Genomic DNA, 13744 nt, shown 5'->3' with positions numbered 1-13744 from the left:
CGCTCCCTCTCCCGCGTCGTCCCTTCCGGCCTCCCCCTCCCCCTCCCCCTCCCCCTCCCCCTCTCCTTCTCCTTCTCCTTCCTCTCCCTCCCCGCTCGCCTCCCCCGCTCCGCTTCCTGACGTCACCCGGCCCGTACCGGTCCACGAGCACATCACCGACGCCCTCAAGGACCCCGCGTTCGTCCGGCTCTCCGGCAATGTCGTCCTCGCCCGCTTCGAGACGATGAAGGTGTACGCGGCGCTCGGCGCCGTCCGCACCCTGCTGGAGAGCGGCCGGGTCGCGCCGGGCCAGACCCTGGTGGACAGCTCCAGCGGCATCTACGCGCTAGCGCTCGCCATGGCCTGCCACCGCTACGGCCTCGGCTGCCATATCGTCGCCTCGACCACCGTGGACGCGACCATGCGCGCGCAACTGGAGGTGCTCGGGGCGACCGTCGACCAAATGCCCCCGTCCAGCAGCCTCCGGCTCGACCAGGAGCGCCGGGTCCGCCATGTGAAGCGACTGCTGGAGCGCAGGCCCGACTTCCACTGGATGCGGCAGTACCACGACCGGGTGCACTACGCGGGGTACCGGGAGTTCGCCGCCCTCGCCGGGGCCGCCCTGCCGCCCGGCCCGCTCACCGTCGTCGGCTCGGTCGGCACCGGGTCCTCCACCGGAGGGCTGACGGAGGCGCTGCGCGGTACGGGCCGGTCCGTGCGGCTGGTAGGGGTGCAGCCGTTCGGCAGCGTCACCTTCGGCAGTGAGGGGTTCAACGATCCGGACGCGATCATCGCCGGGATCGGCAGTTCCATCCCCTTCGGCAATGTCCGGCACGAGCTGTACGACACCCTGCACTGGCTGGACTTCCGGCACGCCATGGCCGGCACGGTGGAACTGCTCCGCCGGCACGCGGTCTTCGCCGGGCTCTCCACCGGCGCCGCGCACCTGGTCGCCCGCTGGGAGGAGAGACGGCGGGACGACACCACCTATCTGGTGCTCGGAGCGGACACCGGACACCGGTACACCGAACGGGTCTTCGCCCGGCACACGGAGGCGCAGGACCCCGGCGCGCTGCGGCCGGAGCGGATCGGGTCGCTGGACGAGCTACGCCCGCCGTGGTCGGTGATGGAGTGGGCGGGCCGCCCGGCGCCGGCCGCCGCACGGGTGGAACCGGGCACCGCTCCCGACCCGTCGCCCGTGTCCCGGACATCGGGCCCGTCTGCCGTCCCGCACTCGCCGGTTTCCCAGGTATCGGGTCCGTCTCCCGTTCCACACCCGCCCGTTTCCCATCCCCCGGCACCTCAGACATCTCTTCCGTCTGCCGTCCCCCACCCGCCCCGTCCCCCTGGCCCGTCGCCGCACGAGCACGAGTCCCGTATCTCTGGGAGCACCCCATGACCCTCGCAGCGCTGGAAGCGCTCTCCTTCGGGCTGACCCGGATGGCCGAGGCCGCCACCGCGTCCGGCCATCGCCTCACGCTGCTCACCGGCGATCGGAGCGTCTACCGGCACGAGTTGTCCACGCTGCCGGCCGGCGCCCTGGACATCGTGGACGTCGACACCACCGATCTCGCCGCCGTGCGCCGCGCGCTGACCGCGATTCCCGATCTGGCCGGGCTGATCAACACCACCGACACCTGGTCCGTCCCGGCCGCCGACCTCGCCGTGGAGTTCGGGCTCCCCGGCCCCGACCCGACCGCCGTACGGCTGCTGCGGGACAAGGCCCGGGTCCGGGAGGCGCTGTACTCGGCCGGGCTGAGCCGGGGGACCGCCGCCGTCGTCGAACCGCACCCCGACAGCGCGGCGGCGGTGCTGGAGCGGGTCGGACTGCCGGCCGTGCTCAAGGACTCGGCCGGGACGTCCTCCCGGGCCGTCTGGATCGTCCGGGACCGCGACGCCCTGCACGCGGCGCTCGCCGAGGCCGCGGGGACGGTCCTGACCGGCAGGCTGTTCGCCGAACCCTTCCTCGCCGGGCCGCTCTACAGCGCGGAGACCCTGAGCTGGCCGGGGGAGACCCGACTGCTGGGTGTGTCGAGCCGGCAGACCTCCCGTACCCCCGCCGTACGGGAGGAGGGCGCCGCCTTCCCGGTGGCGCTGCCCCCGGACGAACTGCGCGCGGTCGAGGAGTGGGTGGGCCGGGTGCTCGCGGTCGCGGGCCACGACCAGGGCTTCGCCCATGTGGAGTTCGTGCTGACCGCGCACGGCCCCGAACTGGTGGAGATCAACCGCAGGATCGGCGGCGCCCTGGTCGCCGAGGCGCTCTGCCGCGCCCTGCGCACCAACGTGTACGAGGCGATGACCCAGGCGACCCTCGGCCTCCGTCCCGCCCTGCTGGACCTCCCCCGGGAGGATCCGGGCCCGGCGGTGGCCTTCGTCCTGGTCTACGCGGACACCCCCGGAGTGCTGCTGGACTGGTCAGGACTCGACGGCCTGCCCGCGTTCCCAGGCGCGGTGGAGTGGTATCCGGTACGGGCGCCGGGCGACGCGGTGCCGTACGTGGAGGACCAGCGCGGCTGTACGGGGATGGTGCTGGCGGAGGCGACCACGGCCGAACTGGCGCAACACCGGGCGTGGAGCGCGGCGACCACGGTCCGCCCGGTGCTGAAGACGGCGGCGCCGACGGCGCCCGAGGGCCGGTGAGGCGAGCGGTGCGGCGGGCGATCCACCCCCGTCCCACGGGCACCCCGCCCACCGCCTCCTCTTCTCCCACTCCCACGCCCACTCCCACTCCCACGACGCCCGCTCCAAGGGACGCGCTCCCCCTCCCGCAGCGGTTCCTGCTCGGCGCGTCCTTCCTGATCACCGTCGGCAGCTTCGCGGTCCTCCCTTATATGTCCGTGCTGCTGCACCAGCGATGGGGTCTCGGCCTCGGTGTCGTCGGGATCGTGCTGGCCGTCGCCTCACTGGTGCAGTTCAGCGGTGGTGTCGTCGGGGCGGCGCTGGCGCGGCGGATCGGGCTGCGGGCGACGATGGTGGTGGCGCTGGCCATCCGTACGGCCGGTTTCGCCTGCTTCGTACCCGGCGTCGACCGTCCCGTACTCGCGGTGGTGGCCCTGTTCCTGGTCTCCACCGGCGCCGCGCTCTACCTCCCCGCCAACAAGGCGTATCTGGTGGCGGGGTGCGCGGCGAAGCGGCGGCCGTGGCTGCTGGCGGCGAGCGGTTCGGCGTTCAACGCGGGGATCGCCCTCGGGCCCCCGGCCGGCGCCCCGCTGGTGATGGGCTCGCCCGCGGCGCTCTTCGCGGCGGTCGCGGTCCTCTTCGCGCTGGTGGGGGCCGGACATCTGCTGCTGCCCCGGGTGGCCGACGCGCCCGCGACACCCTCCGCCAGGCCGGAGCCCGCGACACCCTCCGCCAGGCCGGAGCCCGCGACACCCTCCGCCGAGCCGGAGCCCGTAGCGCTCTCCGTCGAGTCGGAGCCCGCGGCGCCCGGCACCCAGCCCACTGCGACGGATCCGCAGCCGATACGACGGGTCCCACCCTTCGCGTACACGCTGCTCGCCGTCTACATCTTCATGTTCTTCCAGCACTATGTGGCGCTCTTCGCCGTCCCCCGTACCTCCACCGCCTTCTACGCCGTGGTCCTCACGGGGTACGCGCTGCTGCTGGTCGTCGCCCAGCCGTTGCTGGCGGACCGGATCGCCGGGCTGCCGTACGGCAGGGCACTGCGGTTGGGATTCGGGGCGATGGCGCTCGGGATGGCGGCCGTAGCGACGGGCGGCCGGGCCGGGATCGTGGCCGGGGCGGTGGCGCTCTGCCTCGCCGAGACGGTGCTGTTCCTCCGGAACGACCTGGAGGCGCTGGAGCGCTCCGGGGCACCCGCCGCGACCGTCTTCGGGCGGCAGCGGCTCGCGGCCGGACTCGGCGCCTTCGCGGCGGCCCTCTTCGGCGGCCCGCTGTACGGGGCCGCCGAAGACGCGGGCAGTACGGGGGTCTTCTGGCTGGTGGTGGGCGCGCAGAGTGTGGTGCTGCCGGCGCTGCTGTGGTGCGCGGTGGCGTGGCGCGGGCGGCGCTCGGCCCCGTAGGCCGCTGGAGCGGTACGAGGGCGTGGCGGGCTCGACCAGTTGGCCGAGCCCGCCGCCGCCCCACCCCGTACCGCTCACCACGCCTACGCCTGCACCTGACCTATGCCCACATCCACATCCACATCCGCATCCGCATTCGCATCTACAGCTACGCCGCGACGAGTTCCGGTACGGGCGGTCGCCGGTCGATCCAGACCTCCGCGAGATCACGCCGGGCGCGGGCGACCCGGGACCGTATGGTCCCCACCGGGCAGCCGAGCATGTCCGCCGCCTCCGCGTAGGAGAGTCCGAGTAAACGGGTCAGGACGAACGCCTGTCGTCTGCCCGGTTCGAGTGCGCGGAGCGCGTCCGTGAAGGCCACGGACTCCTCGAAACCGGGCAGTTGGCGGGCGTACCGGGACTGGGCGCGGTCCGCCGCGACCAGCCAGTCGGTGGTGTCCGCGATCCGGGGCCGGGCGGCGGCCCGCCGATAGCGGTCCACGACCACGCGGCGGGCGATGGCCAGCAGCCAGGAGCGGGCGCAGGAGCGCCCGGCGAACCGGCTCAGTCCGGCGAGGGCGCGTTCATAGGTCTCCTGGGTCAGGTCCTCGGCGCCGGGGACGTCGGCGGTGAGGTGGGCGACGAATCTCCGTACATCGTCATAGGTCGCGTGGACGAAGAGTTCGGCGGCGCGGCGATCACCGAGGCCCGCGGCGAGGGCCCAGTTGGTGATCTCTGTGTCCCGGTCCCCCGTGGCGGCGTCGGGGATACCCGGAGGGGGTTGCTCTGAAAGCATGACAAAACGTCCTTAAACGTCCGAGCGAAGGCCCGCAAAGGGTCATGAAGTGACAGAAGCTCAGGACGACAGGAGTGGCGGCCCGCGCCGCGAGACCGCCCGCAGCAGGGCGAGTGAGTCCGGACGCCGGGTGGGGGTCCGATGTCCGGGCGGTACGGGGGCCGCGGGCAGCGCCGGGCAGCCGCCCGCGAGCACCGCGAGGGCGAGGAGCAGCCGGGCCCCGATCCGGCCGGCGAAGAGTTCGAGCGCCCGCCCGAGCTGGACGAGCGCCCGCCCGCCCCGCCAGAGCCACCAGCCGCAGACCGCGCCCGCGAGCAGATGGGCCCCGGCCATGCCGGAGGTCAGCAGGGAGCTGTCGAACGCCCCGTGCAGCGGCAGTTCGGCCGGTGGTCCGTCGGACCGTGTGGTGTGGGCGGGGCCGTGCGCATGGCCCCCGGTGGAGCGCTGGTTGGCGAGGCTGAACAGGGCGTGGAGCATCACCTGCCCGATCGCGCTCGCGCCCACGACGACAGTGGCGGAACGTTCCGCCCGGGTCAGTCGCCAGGCGGCGGCGCATACGGGGGGCAGGGCCAGCGCATACCCCCAGGGAGAGGGGGAGGTGCCGGAGGAGAGGTCGTGCCCGAGCCCGGACACCACGACGCACACGGCGGCGAGCACCGCTGTGTGCGCGAGGCGGAGTGCGGTTCCGGCTCCCATGCTGGTCATGTTGCCAGGGGCACCTGGGCTTCGGGGAAGCCCCGCCGATGCGGACAGATCATGTGATGGCGGCCTTTGCCAGGACAGTGAAACGGAGTGATGCACATCACTTCCGTGCTTCGGGATAACGCGGGGAACTTTCCGCCCCTCGCGCACGACCCCTTGAGCGACACTCCCCGCGCGTCCGAAGGGACCGAGCGGGCCCCAGCGAGGAGCGGAGTCGAGTCGATGCAGGCGAACACGGAGCAACCCGCTCCCGAACCGGAGCGTACGGAGCCTCCCGCTCCCGAGCCGGAGCGCACCGAGCACGCCGCCGCTCCCGAGCCGGAGTCCCCCGGCCGGGCCTCCGAACGGGTCGTACCCCAGCGCACCGAGCTCACCGAGCTCACCGCGCCGGAACCGACGATCCCCTCGCCCACCACGGCCTCCTCTCCCTCTCCCTCCCCTTCCTCCCCATCGTCATCCCCCGCCACTCCCGCCACTCCCGCCACTCCCGCCACGCCTGCCCCTGCCACCGACCGCCCGGCCAGGGTCACCCTCCGCTCGGACCTGCGGGCGAGCGTGGCGGACGGCCTGCTGGCCCTCGTCATCACCGCCGCGATCTTCGTACTGCTCTACGCCCGCATCAAGGCGAAGACCTCGATGACCGTCACCGTGATGCCGTTCATGGCCGACGCGGGCGGCTTCTGGGTCTACTTCCTCAGCCAGGCGTTCGGCTGGTCCGCGCTGCTCTGGGCGTGGGGCACGGTCATGATCGGCCTACTGCTCTCGGGCACCCGGCCGTCCTGGCTCCCCATCTCCGGCCCCCGGCTCGAACGACTCCACCGGACCACCAGCCTCAACACGATGGCACTGATGGCGGCGCACGCGGTGTTCTTCGCGGTGGAGCTGTTCCGCCACGACAAGGACGCCTGGCACGCGGCGCTCGGCATGGCGTTCCTGGAGGCATTCGTCCCCGGGGGCTACACCTCCGGCACGGGTCAGATCGCCATCCCCGTCGGCCAGGCCGCGCTCTACCTCGCGATCCCGCTCGGCCTGCTCTTCTACGTACGCCACCGGATCGGCCCGAAGACCTGGCGGATCCTGCACCGCTTCGTGATCGTCGTCTATGTCCTGAGCATCTGGCACACGCTGCTGTACGGGACCAACGTCTGGTACGACGGCTGGTTCCGCACCTCGATCTGGCTGCTTCAACTCCCCATCGCGGCCCTCCTCCTCATCCGCCTCCTCCGCCCCGCCCGCCGCTCCGAACGCCTCCGCCCCCTGGGCACCCACCCCGGCACCAAAACCGGCTGGAGCCTGCGCCTGACCGGCCGCATCTTCGCGGCGGGCCTGCTGGCCCTGATCGTGGCGGTCCTGATCACGGGCCACGACGGCGGCCGCCAGGAGCCTCCGGCGGACACCTCGTCCACGCACAACCACGATTAGGGCGTCGTTCGGGACGCGCTCCCGGGGTGGTCGGGGAGTTCAACGCGCCCGAGCGCTACTCCGGACGCCCATCCAGCGGCCATCGGCGGTCGTCGGGTCCGTGCCACGCGTGCGTCCGACCGTCCGGTTCGCGGGTGATGCCGTATTGGGTGTGCTCCGGCCTCCCGTGCCTGTTCCACCAGCTCCAGGCTTCCTCGACCCGTTCCCAGAGGCTGTGGTCGCCACCATGGGTGACGGTGGCCCCGCCGGTGACCGGGGTGCGGGCCCAAGAGCCGTCGGGCGTCTGAAACTGGATGAACACAGCGTTGGTGTCATCCAGGTGATAGACGAACTCGGCCTCGGGCAGGGTGAAGGCGAGCAGCAGCCGGAAGCCGTACTCGCCACGGATCTCGGCGCCGCCGACCGGGGTGGGCCGTGTCACCGCCTCAGGGGCGTAGGGGGCGCGCTCGGTGTCCGGGTAGCCGGTGGCGCCTGTGCGGGCGGGCATGAAGCGCCCCCCGGTCCGGGCGAAGGGCCCTTGCGCGCTGCCGTCCTCCGCCAGGGTGAGGCACACGAGACCGCCCTCGATGCCGAGGCCGAGGTCGGCCAGGATCACTCCGCCCGGCCGGGTCTGCTCGATCCACGCCGACGGGATACGCGGGACGGCGCAGGTGGCGATGATCCGGTCGAAACGCTCGCCGCTGGAACAGCCGTCCTGCCCGTCACCGGCGATGAGATGCGGTGCGTACCCGATCTCCGCCAGTCGTGACCGTGCCACCCGGACGAGCCCGGGATCGATGTCCACCGAGTGGACCAGGTGATCACCGAGCCGAGCACACAGCAGCGCCGCGTTGTATCCGGTCCCGGTGCCGACTTCCAGGACACGGTGGCCGTCACGGACGGCCAGCTCTTCGAGCATCCCGGCCATGACGCTCGGCATGGTGCTGGACGACGTGGCCATCCCGGTCCAGGTCCGGTCGCCCACCTGCTCGGCGGTGGCGGGATCGAGGGCGGTCACCAGCGTGGTGTCGCTGTAGGCGGCGTCGAGCCAACGCGCCCGGTAGGCCCCGTCTCGCAGGGTCCAGACACAGATACCCCGATCATCCGTCCCCTGTTCGTACCAGGACGGCACGAACACATGCCGGGGAACGGCGGTGAACGCGTCGGCCCATGGAGTCGAGGCGATGGCCCCGTCCCGCCTGAGCCGCTCAGTGAAGGCGGCGATTCGGGGACGTACATCGGCGAAGGAATTGGTCATGCTGCTGCCCCTTGCAGTTCGTCGGCGATGGCCTCGGCGATCGGCTGGCCGGTCGCGTGCGCGATCCAGTCCCACTGCCCGCACGGGTTGGCCTCAAGGAACGTCCACTCGCCCGCTGGGGACACGACGAAGTCGAGCGCGGCGAAACGGAGTCCGAGCCCAGCGAGCAATCGGTCGACCGCGTCGGCGATCTGAGGCGGGGTTTCGGTCGCGGCGTAGCTGAGTGAACCGTAATCGCTGCGCCAGTCTTCGTACGCGGCACCGCTCCCCGCGTGCACCTCGGTGGCGAACTGTCGATCTCCGACGACGGTGAGCCGCACCTCGTACGCCTTGTCCACCCATGCCTGGAACAGATGGGCAGTAGTACCGATCCCGGTGAGATCTGACAGGTCGGCTTCGGTCAGCCGGCGTGTGTACACGGACTTCAGCTCCCCGCCCTCGATCAGTACGGGGTTGGCGAGAGGTTTGCAGACGATCGGCCCGGGGATCTCCGCCGCGAACCGACGTACCGAGTCCGCACGGTTGGTGATCAGAGTCGGTGAGATCCGCAGTCCGGCTCTCCGCGCTTCGGCGAGCTGCACGGGTTTGTACTCGGCACGTGCCATGGTCGCCGGATGACTGACCCAGCGGAGCGGGGCGAGTGCGTTGACCACCCCGCCCAGCCCGGCGCGGGCCTGAGCGGCGGCAAACCGCCGCTCAGGGAGGCTCATCTCCTCGGGGAACACAAATGCACCAGGGGCCCGGCAGTACACGGCCGTCACATCGGCCAACGGTGCTGTACGTCGACTGGTGCGTAACTCCCCCGACCAGGTGTGCTCCTGGTCGATGCGGGCGGACATCTCCAAATGCTCTGGAAAGTCCGCCGTGTCCATGCGGAATACCTCCACACCACGCTCGGCCAGGATCTGGACGATCCGGTCCGTCGGTGTGTCGTCGCGCGCTGCGATGACGAGAACGGTAGTCGGCATCAGTCCTTGGGCCCCTCGTCCAGCGGCGGCGGATTCTTGATACTGCCGTCCGGGATGGTCGCCTTGTGCGTACCCGCCATACAAGAGGCCAGCGTGCCTTCCAGGGTGAGTGAGCACTGCTGATCGTCGTCGTAGACGCTCTCCGGCACGACGGTCGCCTGGTGCACGTCCGGCACCCGGCCGAACCTCAGGATCCACGGCCGCGTCGCCGCACCGGACGGCCGCGCCGTGCTGTACGGAGTCAATCCGTCTTCCGGACCGACTGGAAACGCTTCTCGGGGATGAGTCAGGATGATTGTCATGGCAATCTCGCCTTCTGTCTTTGAGGCATCCCTGCGGCAGGGACGGAGAGGGGCGGGGACCGCTGTTCACGCCCCGTACCTCACGTCCTGATGTCCGCGTGTGTGTCGAGATGGTTGCGTCCCGCCGATGCCACGGGGCGCACCACGACAGCCCCCTGCCCGCAGGGTAGGTGCTGGGCCTGCGGGCGGGGTGGCGTCGGACTCAGTCGGGTGTCTGGGTGTCCGGTGTGGGGTTGCCGATGGCGGCGGTGATCTGGTCCGCCACCTCCGGGCGGAGCAACCCGAGGTCCACGAAGGCGTTCCCGGACGCGGTCACGACCGGCCTGATCGTCCGCCACACCCGCTCAGGAACCCCAAGCCCGGCCAGCGCCGATTGGAGCGCATCGGCCGAGGCCACCGCACGTGCCCGCCGATCCCGCCACACCACCATCTCCATCACCCACCACCGTGCCCGGCATCATGGCGACGGATCTCCACGCTGCGGTCCGTGGCCCGCGAGAAGTCCCCCGCCCGGAGTTCGCCGACGCGCTGCTCGGCGAGCACCGCGCACACCCCGCATTCGGCGACAGGCTCGGGCGGCACCAGCGGCAAGCCGAGATCGATCGGGGGACTCATGTACGTCATGTTGTGTCCTCCGCCCTGGAGCCCCAGCCGGCGGCAGCGAGTCCGCCTTGTTCCAACTCCGGAGACTCCTCTGACGTGTCGACCGAGCACCGACGGCAGGCGCAGGGCGGAAAGCGGAGAGATCCGGAGAAGGCGATGGTGGTGTCTGCATCGATTTGCATCTTGGGGCTGACGGGGCATCTCATCCCTCCGGGGCCCACTCGGTACACCGCGATTGTCATCATTCGAATGCTCCCGTCTGCCTCGATTGAGGGGCAATCAGCCGACGCCGGCATGTCCCTCCTGTCACCCGCTGATGATGGGTGGCAGTCGGAGTTGGTAATAGGTCGTGACGTGGCCATACGTGGCCATCTGGCGGCCACGACCGGAAGCGGGCGCGATGACAACACAGACTGGACGCATGGGACGCAACGACGCCCTCAGGGCGGCGCGCCTCCGGGAAGGCTGGCGCAGCGCCGATATGGCCGCCGATCGGCTCACCGCCCTCGGTCAGACGCTACTGGGCGACAACCACTTCAACATTTCGCCTCGAACCTGGCGCCGTTGGGAAGGTGGGCGACCAGGATGGCCATCAGACGAGACGGCGATCGTTCTGCACGATGCGCTGGGCCGGTGGCCCGAGGAACTGGGATTTACCACTCCACCAGGGTGGATCCGCCCCGAGCACCATCAAGAGGACGATGTGAAACGCAGGGCTTTCGCTTCGGTCACCGCCGCTGCACTCGTGTCCGGACCGGTCGCGCCACAGCATGTGGATCCCGCTTTGGTCGACTACTTTCAGCAGCAGTTGGAGGGGCACTATCGGGCCGATATGTTTCTGGGGCCCCATGACCTCATCGGCACAGTCAGCGCGCAGTACCAGCTCATTGACAAGCTCGTACGGTCCGCGAGGGGTGAGACCCGCCGTGCACTGCTCCGTGTCGGGGCGGCCTACGCGGCGCTCGTTGGATGGCTTTATCAGGATGCTGGTGACATGCAGGGTGCGCACTTCTGGAGAGGGGTTACCCAGGAGGTAGCGGTGCGATCCCGAGATGCTCACCTTGTTGGGTATTCATTGATCAACCAGGCACAGGTACGGACAGACCTCGGTGACGGGCCAGCTGTGGTTGACCTCTGTGAGGCTGCGTTGGAGGACTCGGGCCTGCTCTTGCCGAAAGTCCGGATCATGGCCATGCAGCAGCAGGCTCACGGCGCGAGCCTTATGGGTGACCGGAGCGCGGTGGACCGGCTCCTGGACGAAGCTGGTGTCCTGTTACCCCGTGTCGATGACGACTTCCCCTGGGGCAACGCGTGCCGCAGGACGCCCGGTTACCTCGAAGTGCAGCGTGCCACGTGCTACGGGCGTCTTGGACTGGGCACAGAGGCAGACGCACTGTGGCGGCAGGTACTGAACGTCGTGCCGGAAACCGCTCGCCGCGACCTGGGCGTCTATCTCGCCCGGCACGCCACTGCCGTGGCCACTGCATGTGAACCGGACCAGGCTTTGGAGATTGCTCGGACGGCCGCCGACATTGCGATGGAGACTCGATCAGCGCGCATGGCAGGTGAGTTGGCTACTCTAAGGCGGGCGATGCGGCCATGGCAGGATGCCCCGGTCGGCCAGGACCTCGCCGAGGTGCTGGCACCCGTGATCGAGAGGACCTGATGTGTCGGACGCGCCGGTCGCACTGACCGAGGCTGAGATCACCGAACACCTGGCGCAGGCCCCGGGCTGGCGGCGGGATGGCCACGAGATCACCCGCTCGTTCCGTATCCGCTACCACGGTGGTGTCGCCCTGATCGTGCACGTCGCCGACATTGAGCGACTGATCGGGCACCACGCCGATATCGACCTCCGCTGGGATCTCGTCCGATTCGGCATCACCACCCACGACGCGGGCCACCGCCTCACCGTTGCCGACTTCGACCTCGCCCACCGCATCGACACCATCGCCACCGCCCACGGAGCCGAACCGACGAGCTGACGCGCTCGTACACACCGAGCTCGACGCCGCCGATTCGGCTGGGAAATCCACAGTGGCCCTGAAGCCCTGCGAGATCAGTGCGGTCGGCTGAGTGAGTTCGCGGATCCTCGAATGCCCGATTCGACGGTGTCCCGTGCACCAGGGGCGAGCGACGACCGCTTGACCTGAACGTGCGGAAGGAACCGCCTGGCGGAGTGAGGGCCGAGGCTGAAGGCCATGGGCTGGGCGGGCCGCGAGGCGGGCTCACCACGAAGATTCATCTGGTGCGCGAGCAGGGACAGAAGGCGTTGTCCGGTTGCACCTTCCGTAGCGGCATGTGGTCCCGTGGACTCACCTCCCGACTCCTTGAGGAAAGATCCCTGCTCATGCCTCTGCCTTTCATGCCGCCTCGCCAGGTCAAGATCGGTGACGCGGCGGCCTTCGTCGGAAGCACGCCACGGGCGATTCGCCACTACCACGAGATCGGCCTGCTCCCCGAGCCTGAGCGGGGCGGCGACGACCGCCGCCGCTACGAGTACGAGGACATGATCCGCCTGCTGTGGATTCGCAAGATGGCCGACGCCGGGATCACCCTGGACGACATCCGTGACGCCTTCACCACCGGCACGGCTTCCGCCGGTGCGGACAGCGAAGAAGGCATCGCGGGCGTCCTGGAGCGGTTGGAGGGAACCCTCGCCGAGGAGGAGGCAAAATTGCGGCGGCAACGGACCGCCGTGCGGCGGATGCGCACCGAAGGCAGCCGGATGGGTCTGCTCTCCGACTTCGTCACCGAACGCCTCAAGAGCCTGCCCGAGGGCTCCCTGCGTCAGGCGGACCTGGACACTCTGCTGGTCACTGAGCGGATCTTCGGCCCGCTCGGCGCGGCCGTCCAGGCCACCCGCTTCATCGTCCTGGCCACGCATCCCACTCTGCGGGAGGAATCCGACCGTGTCGATGCCGCCGAGGAGGCACTCGATGACAGCGTCGCCGTCGATGATCCGCGGGTGGCTCAGGTGGCCGTCGAGCGGCACACCTTCGAAAGCGCCCTGCATACCGTCATCGAGGAGTCCGGCCTGGATGAGGACGACGATGCCCTCTTCGACGCCTGGGACACTCTGCACCCCCCTACCGCCGATGACGAGGCCGACTTCAGTCCTGGCAACCGGGAGGCCGGCTCCATGAGCGCGTTCGAAGCCATCGGCAAGATGCCCTACGACTTCTCCCCAGCCCGCCTGCGCTGCATGGAACTGGCCGAAGAACTGTCCGCCCAGGACTCACCCGCCGCCTAGGAGCGGCCCAGCACCGCTCCGGAGGCGATCCCGTGGGCCGGGCCGCCTCCGTACACTGACGGACATGGCATGTCGCATCAGTGAATTTGTCATCGACTGCGCCGACCCCGACCGGCTCGCCGCGTTCTGGAGCGAGGTCCTCGGCTATGTCGAACTCGGCCGGGACGAAGACGGAAGCATCGAGATCGGGCCGCCCGACGGTGGCCCGCGGCCCATCCTCGTGCTCAGCCCCACCAGCGCCCCGCGGCCCGAGAAGCTGCGGCTGCATATCGACGTCAACGCCACCGACCGCGACCAGGACGCCGAGCTGGATCGACTGCTCGCGCTCGGGGCCGGGCGGGCCGACATCGGGCAGACCGGGGACGAGAGCTGGTACGTGCTGATCGACCCGGAAGGCAATGAGTTCTGCCTTCTGCGCACCCGGCTCCAGCCTCTCTGACCGCGTACGGGTCCGGGCGCGCGTCAGCGCTCAGACCGGGGT

The 13744-nt window shown here is 70.3% G+C and carries 13 protein-coding genes and 1 pseudogene; 8 read left to right on the top strand and 6 right to left on the bottom strand.

All coding sequences use genetic code 11. From position 1 onward, the window contains the following. Positions 1-151: 151 nt before the first annotated feature. The 3 genes and pseudogenes from ACH4S7_RS12040 to ACH4S7_RS12030 all read left to right on the top strand — a co-directional run. A pseudogene (locus ACH4S7_RS12040) lies at positions 152-1177 on the top strand (pyridoxal-phosphate dependent enzyme); the annotation flags it as partial. A gap of 197 nt (positions 1178-1374) precedes the next feature. Then, complete coding sequence (locus ACH4S7_RS12035; RefSeq protein WP_398521019.1) at positions 1375-2619, top strand: ATP-grasp domain-containing protein; 1245 nt, start codon at positions 1375-1377, stop codon at positions 2617-2619. A 137-nt stretch (positions 2620-2756) separates the two neighbouring features. Then, a complete protein-coding gene (locus tag ACH4S7_RS12030; RefSeq protein ID WP_398521360.1) occupies positions 2757-4001 on the top strand; it encodes an MFS transporter in 1245 nt (414 codons plus the stop codon). A gap of 148 nt (positions 4002-4149) precedes the next feature. On the opposite strand, the gene ACH4S7_RS12025 is transcribed toward ACH4S7_RS12030, so the two are convergent. Then, the gene (locus ACH4S7_RS12025; protein WP_398521018.1) at positions 4150-4776 is read right to left on the bottom strand and encodes a sigma-70 family RNA polymerase sigma factor; all 627 of its coding nucleotides are present in this window, start codon (positions 4774-4776) and stop codon (positions 4150-4152) included. Between the two features lie 60 nt (positions 4777-4836). Next, positions 4837-5481, bottom strand: coding sequence for a hypothetical protein (locus ACH4S7_RS12020; protein WP_398521017.1), 645 nt, complete (start codon positions 5479-5481; stop codon positions 4837-4839). Positions 5482-5700: 219 nt separating this feature from the next. On the opposite strand from ACH4S7_RS12020, the gene ACH4S7_RS12015 reads away from it, so the two are divergent. Continuing rightward, the gene (locus ACH4S7_RS12015) at positions 5701-6900 is read left to right on the top strand and encodes a ferric reductase-like transmembrane domain-containing protein (RefSeq protein ID WP_398521016.1); all 1200 of its coding nucleotides are present in this window, start codon (positions 5701-5703) and stop codon (positions 6898-6900) included. A 55-nt stretch (positions 6901-6955) separates the two neighbouring features. Here the strand turns inward: ACH4S7_RS12015 and ACH4S7_RS12010 are convergent, their stop codons facing one another. The 4 genes from ACH4S7_RS12010 to ACH4S7_RS11995 form a co-directional block, all read right to left on the bottom strand. Continuing rightward, positions 6956-8137 (bottom strand): methyltransferase domain-containing protein, encoded by a 1182-nt coding sequence (locus ACH4S7_RS12010; protein ID WP_398521015.1) that lies wholly within the window; start codon positions 8135-8137, stop codon positions 6956-6958. Then, positions 8134-9105 carry an ATP-grasp ribosomal peptide maturase gene (tgmB, locus tag ACH4S7_RS12005; RefSeq protein ID WP_398521014.1) on the bottom strand — a complete coding sequence of 324 codons (972 nt, stop codon included), beginning with the start codon at positions 9103-9105 and terminating at the stop codon, positions 8134-8136. Before tgmB ends, ACH4S7_RS12010 begins: the two co-directional genes overlap by 4 nt. Then, the gene (locus ACH4S7_RS12000; protein WP_398521013.1) at positions 9105-9281 is read right to left on the bottom strand and encodes a hypothetical protein; all 177 of its coding nucleotides are present in this window, start codon (positions 9279-9281) and stop codon (positions 9105-9107) included. The genes tgmB and ACH4S7_RS12000 overlap by 1 nt, the downstream gene beginning before the upstream one ends. Before the next feature lie 561 nt (positions 9282-9842). Continuing rightward, positions 9843-10022 carry a hypothetical protein gene (locus tag ACH4S7_RS11995; protein ID WP_398521012.1) on the bottom strand — a complete coding sequence of 60 codons (180 nt, stop codon included), beginning with the start codon at positions 10020-10022 and terminating at the stop codon, positions 9843-9845. Positions 10023-10431: 409 nt separating this feature from the next. Here ACH4S7_RS11995 and ACH4S7_RS11990 point away from each other — a divergent pair, with 409 nt between their 5' ends. The 4 genes from ACH4S7_RS11990 (at position 10432) to ACH4S7_RS11975 (ending at position 13702) form a co-directional block, all read left to right on the top strand. Further along, positions 10432-11676 carry a helix-turn-helix domain-containing protein gene (locus ACH4S7_RS11990; protein WP_398521011.1) on the top strand — a complete coding sequence of 415 codons (1245 nt, stop codon included), beginning with the start codon at positions 10432-10434 and terminating at the stop codon, positions 11674-11676. 1 nt (position 11677) lies between these two features. Further along, positions 11678-11995 carry a 4a-hydroxytetrahydrobiopterin dehydratase gene (locus tag ACH4S7_RS11985; RefSeq protein WP_398521010.1) on the top strand — a complete coding sequence of 106 codons (318 nt, stop codon included), beginning with the start codon at positions 11678-11680 and terminating at the stop codon, positions 11993-11995. Between the two features lie 365 nt (positions 11996-12360). Continuing rightward, on the top strand, positions 12361-13263 hold the full coding sequence (locus ACH4S7_RS11980) for a MerR family transcriptional regulator (protein WP_398521009.1): 903 nt from the start codon (positions 12361-12363) through the stop codon (positions 13261-13263). Between the two features lie 64 nt (positions 13264-13327). Continuing rightward, positions 13328-13702: a VOC family protein gene (locus ACH4S7_RS11975; protein ID WP_398521008.1), complete on the top strand. Its 375-nt coding sequence runs from the start codon at positions 13328-13330 to the stop codon at positions 13700-13702. The last annotated feature ends 42 nt before the right edge of the window (positions 13703-13744 follow it).

Source organism: Streptomyces sp. NPDC020965 (assembly GCF_044333555.1).
In the GTDB taxonomy this organism is placed as follows: Bacteria; Actinomycetota; Actinomycetes; order Streptomycetales; family Streptomycetaceae; genus Streptomyces.
The sequence above is the reverse complement of the archived record's forward strand: the minus strand, read 5'-3'. Positions and strand labels throughout refer to the sequence as shown.